Here is an 18587-nt window from a genome sequence, read left to right as displayed (position 1 = left end):
CGACCAAGCCGTCAATCGTCATTGCGTGCTGATGATTCCCTACGTTCACTGCCTGTCCCGCGAGGACTGCGACACACGAAACCGCTGATCGAAACATATCGACGAAACGGCAAACGGACTTGAGCGCAAGCGCAAGTACTGTTCGCACAAATTTCGCACAAATAATGGTCGCTTGCCCCAGCGCAGAATGTCCCTAGCTGGACGAAGCCAAGTATACCGACTTTTTTTCGTCTCTCGCAACAGCCCCCCGGTGTGGCGGCTCCCCGATCTCGCTCACCGTGCTTGGACGCCCTGCGCGAACGAGACCTCCCGACGCTCCCAGCAGTGCCCGACCGGCGCTTCGGCGCAGGCGAGCCGATCCGCGTCCCCCGAAGTCAAAGCCAAAACGGAAGGCCCGGCCCCGGAGACCATCGCGGCGACGCCCCGGTCGCGCAGCGCCTGCACCAATGCGGCGGTCTCCGGCTGCTCGGCGGCCCGGTGCGGCTGGTGGAGCCGGTCTTCCGACGCGGCGAACAGCAGCGCGGGGTCGGCGCTGAGGGCCAGCACCATGAGCGCGCTGCGCGAGAGATTCGCAACCGCGTCCTCGCGGGGCACGAGCGACGGGAGTACGCCGCGCGAGACATGCGTCAATCCGCGCGATTGCGGGATGAAGACCACCGGCGACACCTGCGGGGAGAGTCGGATCGGCGCGGCTCGGTACTGTCCGCCGCCCTCGGCCCAGGACACCACCGCTCCGCCGAGCGCGCTCGCGGCGGCGTTGTCGGGATGCCCCTCGAACTCCCCGCCGAGCTGGACGAGCTGCGCTTGGTCCAACAGTTCCTCGCTGCCCGCCGCTTTGGCGGCGAGCGCCTGCGCGACGGCGAGCCCCCCCACCGCGGCGGCGGCGGAGGAGCCGAGCCCGCGCGCGTGCGGCACGGCGTTGACGCAACGGACCAGCAGCCCAGGAGCGCTCCAGCCCCGAGCCTGGAGCCCTCGGCGGATGGCTTGCACGACCAGGTGCCGCTCGTCCACCGCCACCACGTCGGCGTCTTCGCCGACGACCTCGACGCGCAAGCCGCTCTCCGCGACGGTCGCGGTCACCTCGTCGTAGATCGCGAGCGCGACGGCGAGGGAATCGAAGCCCGAGCCGAGATTGGCGCTGGAAGCGGGCACTCGGACCGTCGCGGACAGCCCGAGGGGCAACGCGTCAGCCAAGGCCGAGCTCGCTCAACACGAGCGCGGGGTCCACGTCGATCGCCTTGAGGTCGGGCATGGATTTGAGCGCGGTGTCGGGGTCTTTGAGCCCGTTGCCGGTCACGGTCGCGACCACGAGGCTGCCTTCGGGCACCCAGCCCTCTGCGTGGGCGGCGAGCAGGCCCGCGACCGAGGTCGCGGACGCGGGCTCGACGAACACGCCTTCCTTGCTCGCCAGGAGCCGGTACGCCTCCAGCAGCACCTCGTCGGTCACCGCCCGGAACTGCCCGCCGGACTGGTCTTTCGCGGCGACCGCGGAGTCCCACGAGGCGGGAGCGCCGATCCGGATCGCCGTCGCGATCGTCTCCGGCTCCTTGACCGGGGCTCCATGCACGAGCGGGGCGGCCCCTGCCGCCTGCACGCCGAGCATCTTGGGCCTGGAGGGCACGACCCCTGCCTCGTGCCACTGCTTGTAACCACGCCAGTACGCGGTGATATTCCCGGCGTTGCCGACCGGCAGCGCGTGGATGTCCGGAGCCCGGCCGAGCGCGTCCATGATCTCGAAGGCGGCGGTCTTCTGCCCTTCGATGCGCACCGGGTTCACCGAGTTCACGAGCGCCACTTGGGGGAACGAGGCGGCGGTCTTGCGCGCGAGCTCCAGGCAGTCGTCGAAATTGCCGCGCACCTGGATGATCTTCGCGCCGTACACGACGGCCTGGGCGAGCTTGCCCGCCGCGATCTTGCCCTCGGGGATCAGGACGGCGCAGGCCAGGCCCGCCCGCGCGGCGTACGCGGCGGCGGAGGCGGAGGTGTTCCCCGTCGAAGCGCACAGCAGCACCTTCTGGCCGCGAGCCACCGCGTCGGTCACCGCGGCGGTCATCCCCCGGTCTTTGAAGGAGCCGGTGGGGTTCGCGCCCTCCACCTTCAGCCAGACCTCGCCCCCGACGAGCTCGCCGATCCGGGGCGCGGGGACGAGCGGGGTGTTGCCCTCGAGGAGCGTCACCGGCTCGGCGGCGGAGCCTTGGGCCGCCCCGAGGTCCAGCCACTGCCGATACGCCGTGATCAGCCCCGGCCAAGCTTTGCTAGTCATTCTCGAACTCCAATCGCAAGACGCTCTCCACCTCGACCACCGCCGGGAGATCTTCCACCTCGCGCACCGTCTCCGCGAGGGCGCTGCCCAACGCGGAGTGCGTGATGATGATGATCTCCGCGCCGCCTTCGATCACGCCTTTCTGCAGCACCGTCGCGATGCTGACGTCGCGTTTCGCGAAAACCGAGGCCACCGAGGAGAGCACGCCGGGGCGGTCGTCCACCCGCATGCGCACGAAATACCGTGCGGCCACGTCCCCGATGGAGGCGATAGGCAGCTTCGCGTACGTCGACTCGCTCGCGACCGCCCGCCCGAGCACCACGTTGCGGGCGGCGGCGACGAGGTCGCCCGCGACCGACGAAGCCGTCGGCGCGCCGCCCGCCCCCTGGCCGTAGAACATGAGCCTGCCGGCGTTCACCGCTTCCACGACGACCGCGTTGTACGCGCCGTTGACGCTCGCCAGCGGGTGCGAGCGCGGCACGAGCGCCGGGTACACCCTTGCCGAGACCCGCTCCTTGCCGTCTTCGCCGACCACCCGCTCGGAGAGCGACAAGAGCTTGATCGTGTAGCCGAGTTGCTTGGCCGACTCGACGTCCGCCGCTGTGATCTCGGTGATGCCTTCGACATGCACGTCCGAGGCGGTGACCCTGGTGTGGAAGGCGATGGAGGCGAGGATCGCGGTCTTCGCCGCCGCATCGTGCCCGCCGACGTCCGCCGTGGGGTCAGCCTCGGCGTAGCCGAGCTCCTGCGCCTGGCGCAGCACGTCGGCGTAGTCGTCGCCCTCCGAGTCCATAGCAGAGAGGATGAAGTTCGTTGTGCCGTTGACGATCCCGGCCACCGTGGTGACCCGGTCCCCCGCCAATGACTGGCGCAGAGGGCGGATGACCGGGATGGCCCCCGCGACGGCCGCCTCGAAGAACAAATCGACCTTGGCCTTCTGCGCCGCCTCGAACAGCTTCGCGGAATGCGCGGCGAACAGCGCCTTGTTGGCGGACACGACGGACTTGCCCGCGCGCAACGCCTGCCGGATGAGCTCCTTCGCGGGGTTGATCCCGCCGATCAGCTCGACCACGACGTCCACGTCGTCCCGTTCGACCAGTTCGGCGGCTTCGGTGGTCAGCAGGGCCGGATCGACCAGCCCCGCCGAGGCCCCCCGGGCCGCGTCGAGGTTGCGCACGGCCACGCCGCGCAGCACCAGCTTCGCGCCCACCCTTGCGGCCAGCTCCTCGGCGTCCTCGATGAGCACCCGCGCCACTTCGGACCCGACAGTGCCGAGTCCGAGCAGCCCGACTCCGATCTCGCGGCGCGTCTCGTCGCTCTTATTCGCCATCTGGCACCTCCAGGCTCAACAAGTCGGCTTCGGTCTCCCTGCGCAGCATGAGCCACGAACGTCCGTCCTCCACCGCTGCGACCGCAGGCCTGAGCAGCGCGTTATAGCGGCTCGAAAGCGAGTAGCAGTACGCGCCGGTGCTCGCGACGGCGAGGACGTCGCCCGGAGCGACGTCCTGCGGCAGGAGGCAGTCCCGCACAAGGATGTCCCCGGTCTCGCAATGCTTGCCGACCACGCGGGACTGCGCGGGCTCGGACGCGCCGACCCGGGAGACGAGCCGCGCGTCGTATTTCGCCCCGTACAAGGCGGGACGGATGTTGTCGCTCATCCCCCCGTCGACGCTCACGTATGTGCGGGTCGCCCCGCCGTCGAGCACGACGTGTTTCACCGTGCCGACAGTGTAGAGGGTGACCGTGCCCGACGCGATGACGGACCGGCCTGGCTCCACGGCGACGGAAAGTCCCGCCGCCGCCGGGTACTGCTCGATCTCTTTGCGGACGGCTTCGGCCAGGTCCGAAGGGGCGGGCGGGCGTTCGTCCGGCTGGTAGGAGACGCCGAGCCCGCCGCCGAGGTCGAGCACGCGGAGCGTCGGAATCGCGCCGAGCGCCCGGACCGCCTCTTCGGCGAACGCGGCGACCCGCCCGGCGGCGAGCCGGAATCCGTCGAGGTCGAGGATCTGCGAGCCGATGTGGCTGTGGAAGCCGATCAAGCGCAGCCGAGGTCGCGCGAGCACGCGGCGCACCGCCTCGAGCGCCACCCCGGAGGCGACTGAGAAGCCGAACTTCTGATCCTCATGCGCGGTGGCGATGGCTTCGTGGGTGTGCGCCTCGACCCCGACGGTGAGGCGCACGAGGACGTCCTGCTCCCGCCCCAGCTCCGCGCAGACCTCGTCCAGGCGCGCGATCTCCTCGAACGAGTCAAGGACGACCGCCTCGACCCCGACATCGACCGCCCGCCGGAGTTCGGCGACCGATTTGTTATTGCCGTGCAAAGTGATCCGGCCGGGCGGGAACCCCCCGCGCAGCGCGATGGCCAGCTCGCCGCCCGAGCACACGTCGAGGGCGAGGCCCTCCTCGTCCAGCCAATGCGCGAGCTGCCCGCTTAAGAACGCCTTCGACGCGTAATGCACGTTCCGGGGGCCGAACGCCTCGGCCCACCGGCGGCACCGGTCGGTGAAATCGTCTTTGTCCACCACGAAAAGAGGGCTGCCGTAGCGCTCGATCAACTCGTCCACGCGAACGCCTGCGAGCCGGACGGCCCCGTCCGCGCCTCGGGCCGCATGCTTCGGCCAGACCTCAGGGGCTAATGCGGCAAGCGTCGTCGCCGCTTGGTCCACCGGAGTCACGAGGCAACATCTTAGGCTGCGCGGGAACCGGCCGACGAGCTGGGACCCTTTCTGCGTCACGTGGGAAAAGCGTTTTTGCGTCAAAGCCCGAATGCGGTAGGATGAACCGTCCCAACTGCTGCACACGCCTTCGTAGCTCAGGGGATAGAGCGTTCGCCTCCGGAGCGAAAGGTCGCAGGTTCGAATCCTGCCGAGGGCACCCACGGTCCAGACGTCCCGTCGTCACGACAGTGACGCGCGCCGAAGGCTTTTCCGCCCCCGTCCGCCGCGTCTTCCGCCTTGTGCGCGCAGTCAGCCAAACACCCAGAAGAACGCCGCCACGAGCCCGATCAGCACCAGCACCAGGGTCATGAACGACAGAAGCAGGCTCGCCGAGACCGCGAAGCTCTCCACTCCGCGCTCGACCGCGCGTTTCCCCAACCGGGCAAGCACGACCCCGACGACAGTCCACGCCAGCGCGAGCCACCAGTCCAGCCCCGAATGTCCGGATCCTCGACTGCTTTCCGACCATACGGCCCGCATCGCCAACATCAGGAATGTCGCGGCCAGGCCGAGGCTCACCACCGCCGCAGCGCGCAATCCCGCGCTCGCGGCCCACGCCGCCGACGTGTCGTCGCCCCGCGCCGATCCCTCTTCGCTCATAGCGACATGATCGCAAACCTCCACGGTCCGGGCAAGATGGGCGAGGAGACCTCTCGCCCGCCTTTCCATCCCATAAAAGACTAGAAACTTGTGATCATCCAAGGCTCAGTCCTGAGCGTCCGCGCTCTCCTATGGTGCGGCGGATCGGCGCGTGCCAGAATGGAAGGAAGCGCTGATGCGGGGCGCTGGGAGCTGAGGGAACCAAAACCGAGGCCGATGCGTCTAAGATGAAGAGGGTCACAGACAGGAAAGGGGCATGGAGCATGACTATTCCGCTCGGCAAAGGGGCCGAGGGCGCAGAATTCGCCTTCGACAGCGACCAGGCCACCGTCGCCGGCGGCAAAATCTCCGCGCTCGCGGACGGCATTCGAGGACTGCCCCAGCTGGCGGGGGCGCAGAGCGGGATCCCGAGCATCGGCTCCGACCGGGTGAGCAAAGCCGTCGCCGAAGTCGTCTCCTCGCAAAACCAGGTCATCTCCGCAGGCTCGGCGCATATCTCCGGAAGGCTCGAAATCGCCGCGGGCCACTTCACCTCCTCGGCCAAAGAGATCGACGAAACCGAATCCTCCAACGCGCAGTCGCTCACGGCGCATCCGGCAACAGGAGCTTAGTGCTCACTTCGACGAGAACGGCGAGCACAAGCGTGACCGAGCACAACGAGAGCGAACCAAGCAGAGACACGTCTGAGTGGATGGCCCAGCTCAGCCCCGCCACGCTGGAGCTGGCGTACGAGCTCATCGAGCGCCAGAACCGCCGTCAAGCCTTCCTCGACAGCGCGCACCGGCGACGCATCGTGCTGACCACCCCGGCTGGCGCTGTGCAAGTCGAGACCAATTACCTGCTGCTCCCCCAGAAAGTCGTTTTGCGCGACCACGCCGCTTTCGCGCCGTACTTGACCCACGCGCTTCGGCTCACCGCGCAGCAGGCTCGGCAGATCGTCGCCGAGGAAGAGGAGGCCGCCGGGAACGGGCTCGGCGAAGCGGCCCCGTTCTTCCCGACCGTGTCCGAGGAGGACGACTTGCTCGACCCAGGCGAACTCCCGCCGGAGATGGCCGAGAACGCGGCGAACTCCGAGTTCGCCGAGGAGTTTCGCAATTTCATCCGGACCGAGTTCTCCGGAGAGCGGACAGCCCGCCCCTCGGGCCGCCCGACGTTGTCTTTGAATTTCGAGACGCCGCGCGGCGAGCTGGGAGTCTCGGTGGACCGGTTCGGCCTTCCGATGCATATTTTCTCGCGTTTGCCGAAGCAGTACTCCGAGAGCGTCGTCTGGATGGCGCACGACGGGGCGCGCAGGATGCGCGCGCACCTGCGCGACGAGGCGCACGAGCTTCGCAGGGGGACGTTCGAACTCGCCGACCTCGTCCCAGGGGCCCCGAAATTCGCCGACCTCGACCAGCAGCCCGAGTTGACGGGCCCGTACTTCCCTGACGAATACGAGCAGGAGCGCCACGACAGGTTTGTCTTATCTCTACGGGAATTGAAGGAGACGGAGTAATGGTCACAGTGAACGTCAGCGCGTCGGCGGGGGCGAGCGCGTCGGGCTCGGGGGGGCAATTCGGCGAATTGGCGACCCTCATCATCGGCGATAACAAGATCGAGCTGGACGTGAGCTTCTTCGCGCAGCTCCAGCAGACCCGGGACCCGTTGACGCAGCTCGTCGGCCAGACCCTCGACGGCCTCAACTCGATCAACAGCGCGGCGAGCGGGTGGTGGTCCGGCACGTCGTACGGAACCGCTTCGGACCTGCTCACCAGCATCGGCAGCGGAGACGAGACCTCGCTCTCCAAGTTCGCCGACCAGCTGGTCCAGCAGAACTCGCAGAACCAGCAGCTCAGCCACCTGGTCAGCCAGGCGAAGGACGATATGAACCGGATCGTCCTCAACGCGTACGACCAGATCGGACAGCTCGGAGTCAGCGGCGCTTCGGGGACAGGCGGGTACGGCCCGCAAGCGATGTCGGTCATCAACAACGCGCGCAAAGCGGTGGACGACCTGGTCGTGGTGCTGCTCGGACAGATCCGCAACATCAACGACTCCGCCCAAGACGCGGCAAGCCGCTTCCAGAACGGCAAGCAAGAAGCCAAAGCGGACGGGAACGCCAACGCGTCGCCCTCCGGCCAGGGGCAAGGGGTGCAGATCGACGAGCCGAACCAGAGCGTCCATGGCAAGGACGGTTCCGCCGCATCGGGCAAGGACGCTGTCGTCACGGGCAAGGACAAAGACGGCAACACCACCTATACGACCACGCACAAAGACGGCTCGGTCGACACCACCGTCACAAACAAGGACAAAGACGGCAACCTCGTCTCGGCGACCACGCGCGGCGACGGCTCCAAAGCCGAGAACGTCTACAACCCCAAGGACAAGAAAGACACGTCCACCGAGTCGAACGGGGCGAAAACCACCACAACGACAAAGCCCGACGGCTCGCAGGAGAGCACGCACGAGCAGCCGCACGACGCGTCGGGCAGGGGCGGCAACGACTCGTCCGGGCACAGCGACGACACGCCGAGACACGGCGATGGGCGCGACCAGCCTAGCTACGCCGGACCGTCTCAGCCCACCCTGTCCGACAGCGGCCCCGGACCCGGCGGACCGGGCGGCGGCGGCAGCCACGGCGGCATCGGCGGCGGCCCCGGACCGGGCGGACCAGGCGGTGGCGGCGGCGACCACAGCAACAACCTCTTCGGCGACCGAGGCCACGACAGCCAGAACGGGCAAAACGGCCAGAACAGCCAGCAGAACCCCCAGGACGGCCGTCCGAACAATATTTTCGCGCCGACGCAGAGCAATCCGGACCACACCGCGCACCCGGCCGGGGTGACCGGGGAAACCCGTCCGACGCCGGCCACAGGCTCGTTGCCGTCCACCGTGCCGCAAGGAGCCGGCCCCGTTTCGACCAGCCCGCAGAGCAGCAGTCCGAGCAGCACGCAGACCAGCCAGAACAGCACCGAGTCTCGACAGAACGCCGCCCCGGCGCAAAGCGGCGGCAATACGAGCGGCGCTCCCGCGCCCGCCTCGCCGGCAGGACCGCTCGGCCAGCTCGCGAACGCGGCGACCCAAGCGGCCGCGCCCATCGGCAACCTCGCGGGCATCGGCGGGAACGTGGCAGGCACCGCTGCGGGCATCGGCGGGAACGTGGCGGGCCTCGCCGCGCAGCTTGGCCAACAAGCCGCGCCGCCGACACCAACACCGACGACGCCGGGAGCGACCGGCTCCGGCCCGCTCGGCTCCGACATCAAGCCCGCTCCGGCCAATGTCAGCTCGACCAACTTCAGCGGCGGCTCCAGCGGCGGCGGCGCGGCAGGCGGGACAGCGCCCCCTCCCCCGCCGCTCAGCCCGGCTCCGCCGGGCAACGCCGCCCCGCCGCCCAACCCCGGAGCCGCACCGGCCCCGCCTGCCGCGCCGCCTGCGGGCTCCGGTGGCGCTCCCACCGCCCCGATGGGCAGCGCCTACCCCATGACCCCTTACGGCGGAGCCGGGCAAAGCGCGCCGACAGGCGGACGGCATTCCTCCCGAGGCCCGACCCCATGGCTGGCTGACACGAGCTACACCGGGCCGAACACGATCGATCCGCTCGGCAACAGCCACCCCAACCAGGACTCGATCGACGCGACCATTCGTCTGCTGCGCCATGTGCTGGCCTCAGACTGGTCCGCGCGGGAGCACTACCCGCCAGGAATCAGCCCCTACTACGCCATCTCCGCGCACGCGGATGCCGACGAGATCGTGCATTACTTCTTCTTCACCAACCAGGGCAGGGGGTGGACTCCGCCGGGCGTCGTCGTGCCGCGCGCGACACAGCTCGGCTGGGAGACGGTGCCGCCGACCGGGCGCGGCGGGCTGCTCGGGCGCAGCGACCCCGGCGTGCAGGCGCTGCGCCACTTCGAGTCCATGTCGCAGGAGCACAGCGCGAACGGGAAGCGGTACCGGCTGATCGCCATCGCCACGAGCATGGAGATGCGAGACGAGCTGCAAACCGCGATCCTTCGGGCGAACGACAAAATCGTCGGCGAGGTCGCGCTCGCGCCCGAACCGCGCTACGTCGACCCTGTCTCAGCGACGGGCAGCGCGCTCGCGGACAGCTCCACGGACCTGCTGCACCGTTTGGCGGCCGTCGCGCCTGACGCGCACCGGAGGATCTCCGCCCTGCTCGCGGAGAAGGCGGACGTCGTCTCCCAGCTCGCCATGGACCTGGCCGTGGACACCGTCGAGGCTTCGTTCGCGTACGACCGGCCCGCGTTCTTGGACGTGATCGGCGCGCTCAAACGCGGCGAGCCCATCACCGAGAACATGATCGGCGCGCTTCGCGAGGACGTGGTGGCCGCGGTGACCAGCGCGGAGATCGAACGGAGCCAGCAGGAGGCCAAACCGCTCGCCGACCAGAAGCTGGTGAAGTACGCGAGCGATCACACGAGGATCTCCGCTGGCGTCGCCCTCTTGGCGCTGCTCGAAGGCGATGACGAGTCCGTCCTCGACATCGCGTACGAGCATTACGCCACGAACGCGCGCCCGGATAAAATCATCGGGCTCGTCAACCAGCTCGCCCCGGGCCCGGCTCCTGCGGTGTAGGCAGTATGCTGTCGCCTATGGCACACCTCCTCGCGAAGGCGGCGCTGATCGCTTCGCTCGCCGTAGGCGGAACGTTCGTCCCTGCCTCAGCGGCTCCCGACATGCCCTCGTCCCCGTGCGAAGTCATGCTCAAGGCTGTGGACGACGTGGCGGCGGCGCTCAAGCCGTACCGGCAACGCATCGACGTCGACGGCTGGAGCTACGACGACCCCGGCATGGAATACCTCGCGGACGACGTCTGGAGCAAGATCCGCAAGGCGCGTTTGAAAGTGGCCCTGCTTCCGGACAACGGTTTCCCGCAGTGGTGGACGAACCTCGCCCACCGTTATGTGAGCCGGGCGAGCAACCTCGCCGAGACCATCCGGATCCGCGCGATGCCCGAACTCGACCGCGAGGACATCTACCTCTATCTCGCGCGCTACGACGATGTGGCGACCGACGTGGTCGGCGTGTGCACCTCGCCCGATCCCGAGGCGAACTTCTAGGCCCTCGCTTCCAGGCCGCCGAGTCAGAGCCGAACAACCGTGCCGACCCCGCTGAACCGCTCGGGAAAACAGGTCAGCACGATCACCTGGCCGGCCGTCGCGGCCAACGTGTCTCGCATCTTCGCCAACCGCTGCGGATCGCTGTGGCCGAGCGCGTCGTCGATGACGACCGGCGCGCCCTCGAGCGGATCGACGAGTTTCGCGCACGCGAGGCGCACCAGCATCCCGATCTGCTCTTTCGCCCCTTCCGAGAGCGAGTCGAAGTCGACGGTCGTCCCGAGCAGGGTCCGGGTGTCGACGCGCAACTGCCCGTCGAGCTGCACCGCGAACGAGTCGCCGAACACCGATCCGCCAAGTTCGTTGATCGCCCGCTCCAGCGGGGCGGCGTAGCGGCTTTGGGCCGCGTCTCGCCGCGCGGTCACCGTCTCCCAGAGCAGCTGGGCCGCGCGGGCGCGCCCGGCGACTCGCTCCAGCGCTTCCTTCGCGTGCACCAGACGGGAACTCGCCGTGTCGAAGGCTTCCTGATAACCGCCTTGGGCGCTGGCGAGCAGCTGTCCGTTCACCTGCGCGAGATCTTCGCGGAGCGCCGCGACACGGGCCGTGGCGCTCCGCTCGCGCTGGTGCGCCTCTTCGAAGGCGGCGCGCACAGATTCCACGTCCTCGTCTGACACCTGGGCTTGGAGTTGCGCGAGCAGGCCCTGCGCTTCGAGGTCGGCGGCGGCCAGCTCCCGCGCTCGCTGCGCGAGCTGTTCGTCGGACTCGCGCTCGCGGGACTGCGCGAGCTGGTCGACGGCGGCCGCCAAGACGGTTTCCGCGTTCGCCGAACGAAAGTCAAGCTCGCTGACCGCGCGCTGCGCCTCCGCCGTTTCGCGTTGCGCTCGCGCCAGCTCCTCCTCTGCCTGCGGGAGATCCTGCGCCTCGGACTCCTCGAATTCTTCAAGAGCCTGATCGTCCCGTTGGCTCGCGGCCGCGACCCGCTCCCGCAACAGAGCCGTCTCGCTTCGGAGCCTGTCGAGCGACTGCGACCCAAGCGCCCCTGCGAGCAACGCCCGGCTCTCCTGCGCTTCGCCGAGGGCACGTGCCCGCTCCGCGAGTCGCCCGCGCACAGCCTCCACAGTGTCCGCCTCGGCGCGTTCGAGCGCCCGCGCCAGCGCCGACCTCGCCTGCGCGAGCTGGTCGGCGACTTTCTCCCCGGCCGATCCCGGGCTCAGCGTGGCGGTGAAGAAGCCTGGCGCGGTCAGATCTGTCGGCTGGACGATGATCCGCTCCAACGAAGCGCCCGGTTCGAGCTGGTGCAGCGCTCCGTCGATTTCGATCGGCCCGGACGACAATGCCATGATCCGCATCCGCGCCGAGGCCGTTTCCACCCGCGCCTCCGCGAGTTCGACCTGCCGGGCCGCGTCGAACACGTCCTGGGCCGTTCGTTCTTCGATGGCCGAGGCCAGCGCCGCCTGCGCCTGCTCGAGGCATTCGGCCGCCTCCTCCGCTTGTTCCAGCCGGTCTTCCGCCCGCCCGAGCTCTTCGCGCTGCTGGCGGTCTCGCAGCGACTGGCACGCCGCCGCCGCTCGTCGCGACGCGCCCTGCGCGGCGATGAGTTTCAGCTGAGCCTCGCGCCGGGAAAGCGAGAGGTCGGCGAGCAGTTTCGTCTGAAATTGCGCGCTCGCGGCCAGCCGTTCTCGCTCCTCCTTGCTTTTCTGCGCCTCAAGGGAACGCGCGGCGGCGTAGCCAGCGCGCTGTTTGGCGAGTTCGAGCTTGTCGGCGAGCCCCCCGACGCGGTCCCAATGCTCGCGCGCCGCGCGCAGCGCGGCTCCGGACTCTTCGCGTTCGGCCTCCGCCCGAGCCACCTGGGCCGCCAGCTCATCGTGCCGCTCCGCTGCTGCGCGCACCGCCTCTAACGCCGCTTCGGCGCGGACCTGCCCCGCCTCTGCCGAGGCGTGGTTCTCCTGTGCCGCGCGCAGCTCCTTCGTCGCCCGCCCGCCCGGTGTGTAGTAACGCCGCACCTCCTCCTCGATCCGCGCGAGCAACGTCGTCTCCGTCCCCGTGAGCGTCACCGGGCCGGAAGCCGCGTCCAGTGCTTTGAGCAGCGCCGGGCAGCCGTCGACTTCCACCTGGCCCCGCGCGGTTTGCAGCATGCGCAGCGCTTTCCACAGCGACAAGTCGACCGTCGAGGCGAGCATGGCGTGCGCTCGCTCATGGGCGGCTTCCCCGGTGAGCTGCTCGCGTTTCGGCGCGAGGACGGTGAGCGTCGTGGAAGGGCGCTTGAGCCACTGCTTCGCGTAGACGAACCGATAGGGCCCGCTCTCCAGCTCGGCCTCCACGGAAGGGGCAGCGTCAGCCCCTTTCGGGGCGATCGCGCGCACCTGTCTGGTCTTCGAGGCGTCCTTCGCCTCGAAGAGCAGGTCCAACGCCTCGATCATCGAGGACTTGCCCGACTCGTTCGGCCCCTCGACCACGGTCACTCCGTCTGCGGCGAAGACCACCTCGCGGTCCCGCACCCCCCGGTAGTGTTCCAACTTGATCCGGTGCAGCCTCATGCCCGCGCCCCTGAACTCAGCCGCAGGAGCAGGCCAAGCGCCTGTTGCGCGTCTTCGTTCCCCGTGTTCGCCCGGCCCGCCAGCTCTTCGACCGCTTCGCCGACGAATCCGGAGAAACCGTCGAACTCCCCGTCTGCGGGCAGCACCGCGAGCTCCGTGCGCCGCTCCCACAATCGCAGACTTGCGAACTTCCTGCTCTGCCGGTCGAGCAGCGAGTCGAGGTCGGCCCGGTCGGTGAGCGACAACGTGCCGCGCAACGCGAGCCGCAACACAGTCGTGGTCTTGTCCGGCAGATCGGACAAAGTCCGGTCCAGGTCCGCCAAATCCTCCGCGCCGTCCGTCTGGCGTTCGATCGTGCCGAACCGCCACGCCCCGATTCGACACGGCCGGACCTGCGCTTGCCTCCCGGCCAATTCCACGACGAGGACTTGGCCGGAGTCTTTCTCGACATCGTCGAAATTGGTGGGCTCTGGGCTCCCCGAGTACCAAATACGATCTTCGACCTCAGTCGCCGAATGCCGGTCCCCCAGCGCGACAAACCCGACCCTGTCCATGGCGCGCCGCAGGTCAGCCAGTCTGATGATCCCGTGCGCCTGCGGGCTGTGGGGGAACACGTCCATCCCCCCGTGGGCCGCGAGGATCACCGAGTCCCCGTCCCGCCATCCCTCGACCGACGCGAGCGCCTCGGCGACCGGATCCCGGTCCGGCCGTTTGCTCGTCCACGGCGCGGCCACGACCACCACGCCCTTGCGGACTTCGTGGGCTCCAGCCCGGTCCAGCACCACGACGTTCGGCGGACGCTCCTCGAGGAACTGCCCGTTCGTGTAGATGGATCCGGCCGAGAGCGGGTCGTGGTTGCCGGGGAGCAGGTAGAACGGGACTTTCGCTTGGCGCATCGCCTCGAGCGCCCGGCTCACGGTCTCCGCCGAAAGCTGGTTGCTCTCGAACACGTCCCCGCAGACGAGGACGAACTCGCAGTGCTCCCGCTCGGCGAGCCGCCCGATGGCCCCGATCGCCGCGAGCCGCGCGTCGCTGTACCGGGCCTGGGCTTCTTCCGAGAGAAAATGCCTGGTCATCCCGAGCTGCCAATCGGCGGTGTGCACAAAGCGGACCATGCCGCCCATGCTACGGCGGGCCGCCGACAACATGCGGCAGGCAGGCGGAGCCCCGCGCGGGGAGAGGTATGACGCCGTTACAACGCTCGGCGGCGGACGCGTAGGATCTCCTCAGGGACAGAAAAAGAGAGCAGGTTCACACTATGGGCACAGCGCCGAGTCCACGCACGATCGGGCACTTCATCGACGGCAAGCCGGTCACAGGTTCCTCCGGGGACTTCGGCAAAGTGTACGACCCCAACACTGGCGAAGTGCAGGCTCTGGTGGCGCTGGCCGATCAGGCCGAGACCGAGGCCGCCGTGGCTTCCGCGCTCGCCGCGCAGCCCGGCTGGGCCGCGTGGAACCCGCAGCGCCGAGCCAGAGTGCTGCTGAAATTCCTCCAGCTCGTCGAGCCCGAACGCGACGAGCTGGCCCGGCTGCTCTCCTCCGAGCACGGCAAGACCCTCGCGGACGCGCACGGCGACATCCAGCGCGGCCTTGAGGTGGTGGAGTTCGCGGCGGGCGTCCCGCACCTGCTCAAAGGCGAGTTCACCGGCTCGGCCGGCACCGGCATCGACACGCACTCGCTACGCCAGCCGCTGGGCGTGGTGGCCGGGATCAGCCCGTTCAACTTCCCCGCGATGGTCCCGCTGTGGCAGCTCGCCCCGTCCATCGCCTGCGGCAACGCGTTCGTGCTCAAACCTTCCGAGCGCGACCCCTCCGTGCCGTTGCGGATCGCGGAGCTCTTCCTCGAGGCTGGCCTGCCGCCGGGGGTGCTCAACGTGGTCAACGGGGCGCACGCGGCGGTGAACACGCTGCTCACCGATCCGAGGGTGGCGGCGGTCGGCTTCGTCGGCTCCACCCCGGTCGCCGAGCACGTCTACCGGACGGCAGCCGAGACTGGCAAACGCGCGCAGTGCTTCGGCGGGGCGAAGAACCACATGGTCATCATGCCCGACGCGGACCTGGACCTCGCTGTGGACGCGTTGCTCGGGGCCGGGTACGGCAGCGCGGGCGAGCGGTGCATGGCGATCTCCGTCGCAGTGCCGGTCGGCAAGGCCACGGCCGACGCGCTGGTCGCCAAGCTCGTCGAGCGCGCGGGAGCGCTCAAGGTCGGCCACAGCTTCGATGAGAACGCCGACTTCGGGCCGCTCATCGGCCCGGACGCGCTCGAAAGGGTGCGCGGCTACATCGAAGCCGGTGTGGCGGAGGGCGCAGACCTCGTGCTCGACGGCAGGGGGCTCTCGGTGCCCGGCCACGAGAACGGGTTCTTCCTCGGACCATGCTTGTTCGACAACGTGAAACCCCAGATGCGGATCTACCGCGAGGAGATCTTCGGCCCGGTGCTGTCCGTGGTGCGCGCCGACGACTACGAGAGCGCACTGCGCCTGCCGAGCGAGCACGAGTTCGGCAACGGCGTCGCGATCTTCACCCGCAGCGGCGACGTCGCGCGGGACTTCGCCGACCGGGTCCAGGCCGGCATGGTCGGCGTCAACGTGGCGATCCCCGTGCCGGTCTCCTACCACGTGTTCGGCGGCTGGAAGCGCTCCGGGTTCGGCGACCTCGGCCAGCACGGGCCCGACTCGATCCGGTTCAACACGAAGACGAAGACCGTGACGTCGCGCTGGTCCGAGGGGCCCGCCGCGTCGAGTTTCGTCATCCCCACCATGCAGTGAGCGAAGGAGCACAAAGATGAGCACCACTGTCGCCTTCATCGGTCTGGGCCAAATGGGCGGCCCGATGTCCGCCAACCTCGTCAAAGCGGGGTTCGACGTCGTCGGCTACGACCTGTCCGACCAGGCCCGCGCGCTCGCGGAGGCGAGCGGGGTCCGCGTCGCCCCCGACGTCGTCGCAGCCGTCAACGGGGCAGAGTTCGTGATCACGATGCTGCCGACCGGCCAGCATGTGCTCGACGTGTACGCCGATCCCTCGTTCTTCCCCGCGACCAGGCCCGACGCCTTGTTCGTCGACAGCTCCACCATCGCCGTCGACCAGGCCCGCAGCGCCGCCGAACTCGCAAGGGCGGCAGGCCGCACCGCGATCGACGCGCCGGTCTCGGGCGGCATTTTCGGCGCGCAGAACGCCACGCTCACCTTCATGGTCGGCGGCGACGAGGCGGACGTCGCCTCGGCCAAGGGCGTGCTGGAGGGCATGGGCAAGCGCGTGGTGCACTGCGGCGGCCACGGCAGCGGGCAGGCCGCGAAGATCTGCAACAACATGGCCCTGGGCATCTCCATGGTCTCGATCTGCGAAGCGTTCGTGCTCGCGGAGAAGCTGGGCCTCGACCCCCAGGTGTTCTACGAGGTGGCCTCCACGTCCTCCGCGCAGTGCTGGGCGTTGACCACGAACTGCCCTATCCCCGGCCCGGTGCCCGCGAGTCCGGCCAACCGGGACTACCAGGGCGGGTTCGCCACCGCCCTGATCGCGAAAGACCTCGCGCTGGCCTCGGACGCGGCGGACTCGGTCGGCACCGCCACCGAGTTCGGCCGCCTCGCCGCCAAGTACTTCCGCCAGCACGCCGACAACGGAGCCGGGAAGCTGGACTTCTCCTCGCTCTTGGTCGCGCTGCGCGAGCAGGCGGGGGTCGAGTCATGAGCGACGGCCCGCTCACGGGAATCCGCGTCCTGGAGTTCGCTGGCATCGGCCCCGGCCCGCACGCCGCCGTGCTGCTCGCCAACCTGGGGGCCGACGTGGTCCGCGTGCAGCGGCCCACCGAGCCGCTGCACGCGGACCAGCAGCTGCGCGGGCGGCGGACCGTCGTCGCGGACCTGCGCGATCCCGAGCAGCTCGCCAAGGTCAAATCCCTTGTCGAGCGCGCCGACGTGCTCATCGAGGGGTTCCGGCCTGGCGTGATGGAGCGCAACGGCCTCGGCCCCGAGGAATGCGCGAAGCTCAACCCCCGGCTCGTGTACGGCAGGATCACCGGTTGGGGCCAGGACGGCCCCTTCGCCCCGCGCGCCGGGCACGATCTGAACTACCTCGGCCTGACCGGGATCCTGAACGCCATCGGCCCGGCGGACTCCCCGCCTCCGCCGCCGCTGAACATGGTCGCCGACTTCGGCGGCGGCTCGATGTTCCTCGTGATGGGCGTCCTCGCCGCCCTGGTGGAGCGGGGGCGCTCCGGCCTCGGCCAGACCGTCGACGCCGCCATGGTGGACGGGGTCAGCGCGCTCGCGCACTTCATCTGGTCCTTCCGCGACGCGGGGCTGTGGACCGACGAGCGGGAGGACAACCTGCTCGACGGGGCGGCCCCGTTCTACCGCACCTACGAGACCTCGGACGGCAAGCACATCGCGGTCGGGGCCATCGAGCCGCAGTTCTACGCCCAGTTGCTCGCCGGTCTCGGGCTGGAGGCGGACGATCTGCCTTTCCAGCTCGACAAGAGCAGCTGGGCCGAGCTGTCCAAGACGTTCGCTGGGATCTTCCGCACCAAGACGAGGGACGAGTGGGCCTCGATCTTCGAGCACACCGACGCCTGCACGACGCCGGTGCTGTCGTTCGCGGAGGCTCCGCTGCACCCGCACATGGCGGCGCGGGGGAACCTGCTCGACGTGGACGGGACCACCCTGCCCGCGCCTGCCCCTCGGTTCTCCCGGACCAAAGGCGAGCTGGCCGGGCCGCCGCCTTTGGAGCCAAGCGACCCCGCTACGCTCTGGCGCTGAGCTTCGCCGCGCCGGGGCCGGAGAGTTCGCCGAGCGCGGACGAACGGCCCGCCATCGCCATCAGGAGTGCCTCTCCCGCGCCTCTGGCCTCGGGGCCTCTGCCCCAGGACCAGTCCAGATCGGTCGCGACGAGCCGGACCCCTCGGACCCGCCACGCGCCGCGCAGAGTCGGGCTCACGAGCGTGAAATTCAATGTCGCGCGTAGCCTGTCCGCAGGGATTTCCCGCCGCAGGCCCAGCGACCGCCGAATGTCTTGATGGTGGATCATCCCATCGTGCAGCGCAGCCCTGCCGCCATACAAAGTCATCATCCCGTTCGGGCGCAGGCTCGCCCCGAACCTGGCGAGCAGCTCCCGCGTGCTCTGCCCCCGAGCCCGAGCGACTTCGGCCTCGTTGATCCGGTCCACCGACAGCCCTCCCGCGAGGAAACGTTTCGCCAATTCGCTCGCCCCCAGCCCTTCGTAGCTGATCACATGCGCCACCACGTCGCGCACCCGCCACTTCCCGCACAGGGTCGGGGCCTCCCATTGCTCCGGCGTGAGCGTGCCGAGGAAGGCGGCGAAGTCGGCGCGCTCGGCCTCGGCGAAATCCATGGCAGTCATATCATGAGGATAATCGCTACCAGGTTTGTCGCGCGCCAGCGCGACAAGGACTGTCCGAC

15 protein-coding genes and 1 tRNA gene are annotated in these 18587 nt (G+C 69.2%); 8 read left to right on the top strand and 8 right to left on the bottom strand.

The genetic code is table 11. The annotated features are described in order from the left end of the window. Positions 1-273 precede the first annotated feature (273 nt). From thrB to lysA, 4 genes are read right to left on the bottom strand one after another with little or no spacing between them, the layout of a single operon-like run. Entirely contained in the window at positions 274-1194 is a 921-nt protein-coding gene (thrB, locus tag HMPREF9336_RS11695; RefSeq protein ID WP_021030567.1) for a homoserine kinase, read from the bottom strand. After that, positions 1187-2263, bottom strand: a complete 1077-nt coding sequence (gene thrC / locus HMPREF9336_RS11690) for a threonine synthase (protein WP_007467252.1) — start codon at positions 2261-2263, stop codon at positions 1187-1189. Before thrC ends, thrB begins: the two co-directional genes overlap by 8 nt. Continuing rightward, positions 2256-3593 carry a homoserine dehydrogenase gene (locus HMPREF9336_RS11685; RefSeq protein ID WP_007467250.1) on the bottom strand — a complete coding sequence of 446 codons (1338 nt, stop codon included), beginning with the start codon at positions 3591-3593 and terminating at the stop codon, positions 2256-2258. Before HMPREF9336_RS11685 ends, thrC begins: the two co-directional genes overlap by 8 nt. Beyond that, the gene (lysA, locus tag HMPREF9336_RS11680; protein ID WP_021030566.1) at positions 3583-4998 is read right to left on the bottom strand and encodes a diaminopimelate decarboxylase; all 1416 of its coding nucleotides are present in this window, start codon (positions 4996-4998) and stop codon (positions 3583-3585) included. Before lysA ends, HMPREF9336_RS11685 begins: the two co-directional genes overlap by 11 nt. Before the next feature lie 66 nt (positions 4999-5064). Between lysA and HMPREF9336_RS11675 the strand changes: the two genes are divergently transcribed. After that, positions 5065-5137: transfer RNA gene (locus HMPREF9336_RS11675), tRNA-Arg, on the top strand. Between the two features lie 92 nt (positions 5138-5229). Here the strand turns inward: HMPREF9336_RS11675 and HMPREF9336_RS11670 are convergent. Beyond that, positions 5230-5580 (bottom strand): hypothetical protein, encoded by a 351-nt coding sequence (locus HMPREF9336_RS11670; RefSeq protein WP_007467247.1) that lies wholly within the window; start codon positions 5578-5580, stop codon positions 5230-5232. Positions 5581-5843: 263 nt separating this feature from the next. On the opposite strand from HMPREF9336_RS11670, the gene HMPREF9336_RS11665 reads away from it, so the two are divergent. The 4 genes from HMPREF9336_RS11665 (at position 5844) to HMPREF9336_RS11650 (ending at position 10637) form a co-directional block, all read left to right on the top strand. Beyond that, the gene (locus tag HMPREF9336_RS11665) at positions 5844-6191 is read left to right on the top strand and encodes a hypothetical protein (protein ID WP_007467244.1); all 348 of its coding nucleotides are present in this window, start codon (positions 5844-5846) and stop codon (positions 6189-6191) included. An 80-nt stretch (positions 6192-6271) separates the two neighbouring features. Then, positions 6272-7075 (top strand): hypothetical protein, encoded by an 804-nt coding sequence (locus HMPREF9336_RS11660; protein ID WP_244431660.1) that lies wholly within the window; start codon positions 6272-6274, stop codon positions 7073-7075. Further along, on the top strand, positions 7075-10152 hold the full coding sequence (locus tag HMPREF9336_RS11655) for a hypothetical protein (protein ID WP_021030564.1): 3078 nt from the start codon (positions 7075-7077) through the stop codon (positions 10150-10152). The genes HMPREF9336_RS11660 and HMPREF9336_RS11655 overlap by 1 nt, the downstream gene beginning before the upstream one ends. 17 nt (positions 10153-10169) lie before the next feature. Beyond that, entirely contained in the window at positions 10170-10637 is a 468-nt protein-coding gene (locus HMPREF9336_RS11650; RefSeq protein WP_021030563.1) for a hypothetical protein, read from the top strand. Between the two features lie 23 nt (positions 10638-10660). Here HMPREF9336_RS11650 and HMPREF9336_RS11645 read toward each other — a convergent pair whose 3' ends face one another. After that, positions 10661-13171 (bottom strand): AAA family ATPase, encoded by a 2511-nt coding sequence (locus tag HMPREF9336_RS11645; protein ID WP_007467234.1) that lies wholly within the window; start codon positions 13169-13171, stop codon positions 10661-10663. After that, entirely contained in the window at positions 13168-14286 is a 1119-nt protein-coding gene (locus tag HMPREF9336_RS11640; protein ID WP_040585839.1) for a metallophosphoesterase family protein, read from the bottom strand. Before HMPREF9336_RS11640 ends, HMPREF9336_RS11645 begins: the two co-directional genes overlap by 4 nt. Before the next feature lie 143 nt (positions 14287-14429). On the opposite strand from HMPREF9336_RS11640, the gene HMPREF9336_RS11635 reads away from it, so the two are divergent. From HMPREF9336_RS11635 to HMPREF9336_RS11625, 3 genes are read left to right on the top strand one after another with little or no spacing between them, the layout of a single operon-like run. Then, positions 14430-15941: a CoA-acylating methylmalonate-semialdehyde dehydrogenase gene (locus HMPREF9336_RS11635; protein ID WP_007467231.1), complete on the top strand. Its 1512-nt coding sequence runs from the start codon at positions 14430-14432 to the stop codon at positions 15939-15941. Positions 15942-15957: 16 nt separating this feature from the next. After that, on the top strand, positions 15958-16860 hold the full coding sequence (mmsB, locus tag HMPREF9336_RS11630; RefSeq protein ID WP_007467229.1) for a 3-hydroxyisobutyrate dehydrogenase: 903 nt from the start codon (positions 15958-15960) through the stop codon (positions 16858-16860). Further along, positions 16857-17927, top strand: coding sequence for a CaiB/BaiF CoA transferase family protein (locus HMPREF9336_RS11625; RefSeq protein WP_007467227.1), 1071 nt, complete (start codon positions 16857-16859; stop codon positions 17925-17927). The genes mmsB and HMPREF9336_RS11625 overlap by 4 nt, the downstream gene beginning before the upstream one ends. On the opposite strand, the gene HMPREF9336_RS11620 is transcribed toward HMPREF9336_RS11625, so the two are convergent. After that, a complete protein-coding gene (locus HMPREF9336_RS11620) occupies positions 17911-18519 on the bottom strand; it encodes a maleylpyruvate isomerase family mycothiol-dependent enzyme (RefSeq protein WP_021030561.1) in 609 nt (202 codons plus the stop codon). The genes HMPREF9336_RS11625 and HMPREF9336_RS11620 overlap by 17 nt on opposite strands. Positions 18520-18587 lie beyond the last annotated feature (68 nt).

The sequence above is a fragment of the Segniliparus rugosus ATCC BAA-974 genome, from assembly GCF_000185725.2.
Classification (GTDB): Bacteria; Actinomycetota; Actinomycetes; order Mycobacteriales; family Mycobacteriaceae; genus Segniliparus; species Segniliparus rugosus.
The sequence above is the reverse complement of the archived record's forward strand: the minus strand, read 5'-3'. Positions and strand labels throughout refer to the sequence as shown.

What these genes read in the sequence shown, in the direction of transcription:
- thrC (WP_007467252.1), bottom strand. Translation starts at nt 2,263, where the DNA reads ATGACTAGCAAAGCTTGGCCGGGGCTGATCACGGCGTATCGGCAGTGG.
- HMPREF9336_RS11685 (WP_007467250.1), bottom strand. Translation starts at nt 3,593, where the DNA reads ATGGCGAATAAGAGCGACGAGACGCGCCGCGAGATCGGAGTCGGGCTG.
- HMPREF9336_RS11670 (WP_007467247.1), bottom strand. Translation starts at nt 5,580, where the DNA reads ATGAGCGAAGAGGGATCGGCGCGGGGCGACGACACGTCGGCGGCGTGG.
- HMPREF9336_RS11665 (WP_007467244.1), top strand. Translation starts at nt 5,844, where the DNA reads ATGACTATTCCGCTCGGCAAAGGGGCCGAGGGCGCAGAATTCGCCTTC.
- HMPREF9336_RS11660 (WP_244431660.1), top strand. Translation starts at nt 6,272, where the DNA reads ATGGCCCAGCTCAGCCCCGCCACGCTGGAGCTGGCGTACGAGCTCATC.
- HMPREF9336_RS11655 (WP_021030564.1), top strand. Translation starts at nt 7,075, where the DNA reads ATGGTCACAGTGAACGTCAGCGCGTCGGCGGGGGCGAGCGCGTCGGGC.
- HMPREF9336_RS11650 (WP_021030563.1), top strand. Translation starts at nt 10,170, where the DNA reads ATGGCACACCTCCTCGCGAAGGCGGCGCTGATCGCTTCGCTCGCCGTA.
- HMPREF9336_RS11645 (WP_007467234.1), bottom strand. Translation starts at nt 13,171, where the DNA reads ATGAGGCTGCACCGGATCAAGTTGGAACACTACCGGGGGGTGCGGGAC.
- HMPREF9336_RS11640 (WP_040585839.1), bottom strand. Translation starts at nt 14,286, where the DNA reads ATGGTCCGCTTTGTGCACACCGCCGATTGGCAGCTCGGGATGACCAGG.
- HMPREF9336_RS11635 (WP_007467231.1), top strand. Translation starts at nt 14,430, where the DNA reads ATGGGCACAGCGCCGAGTCCACGCACGATCGGGCACTTCATCGACGGC.
- mmsB (WP_007467229.1), top strand. Translation starts at nt 15,958, where the DNA reads ATGAGCACCACTGTCGCCTTCATCGGTCTGGGCCAAATGGGCGGCCCG.
- HMPREF9336_RS11625 (WP_007467227.1), top strand. Translation starts at nt 16,857, where the DNA reads ATGAGCGACGGCCCGCTCACGGGAATCCGCGTCCTGGAGTTCGCTGGC.
- HMPREF9336_RS11620 (WP_021030561.1), bottom strand. Translation starts at nt 18,519, where the DNA reads ATGGATTTCGCCGAGGCCGAGCGCGCCGACTTCGCCGCCTTCCTCGGC.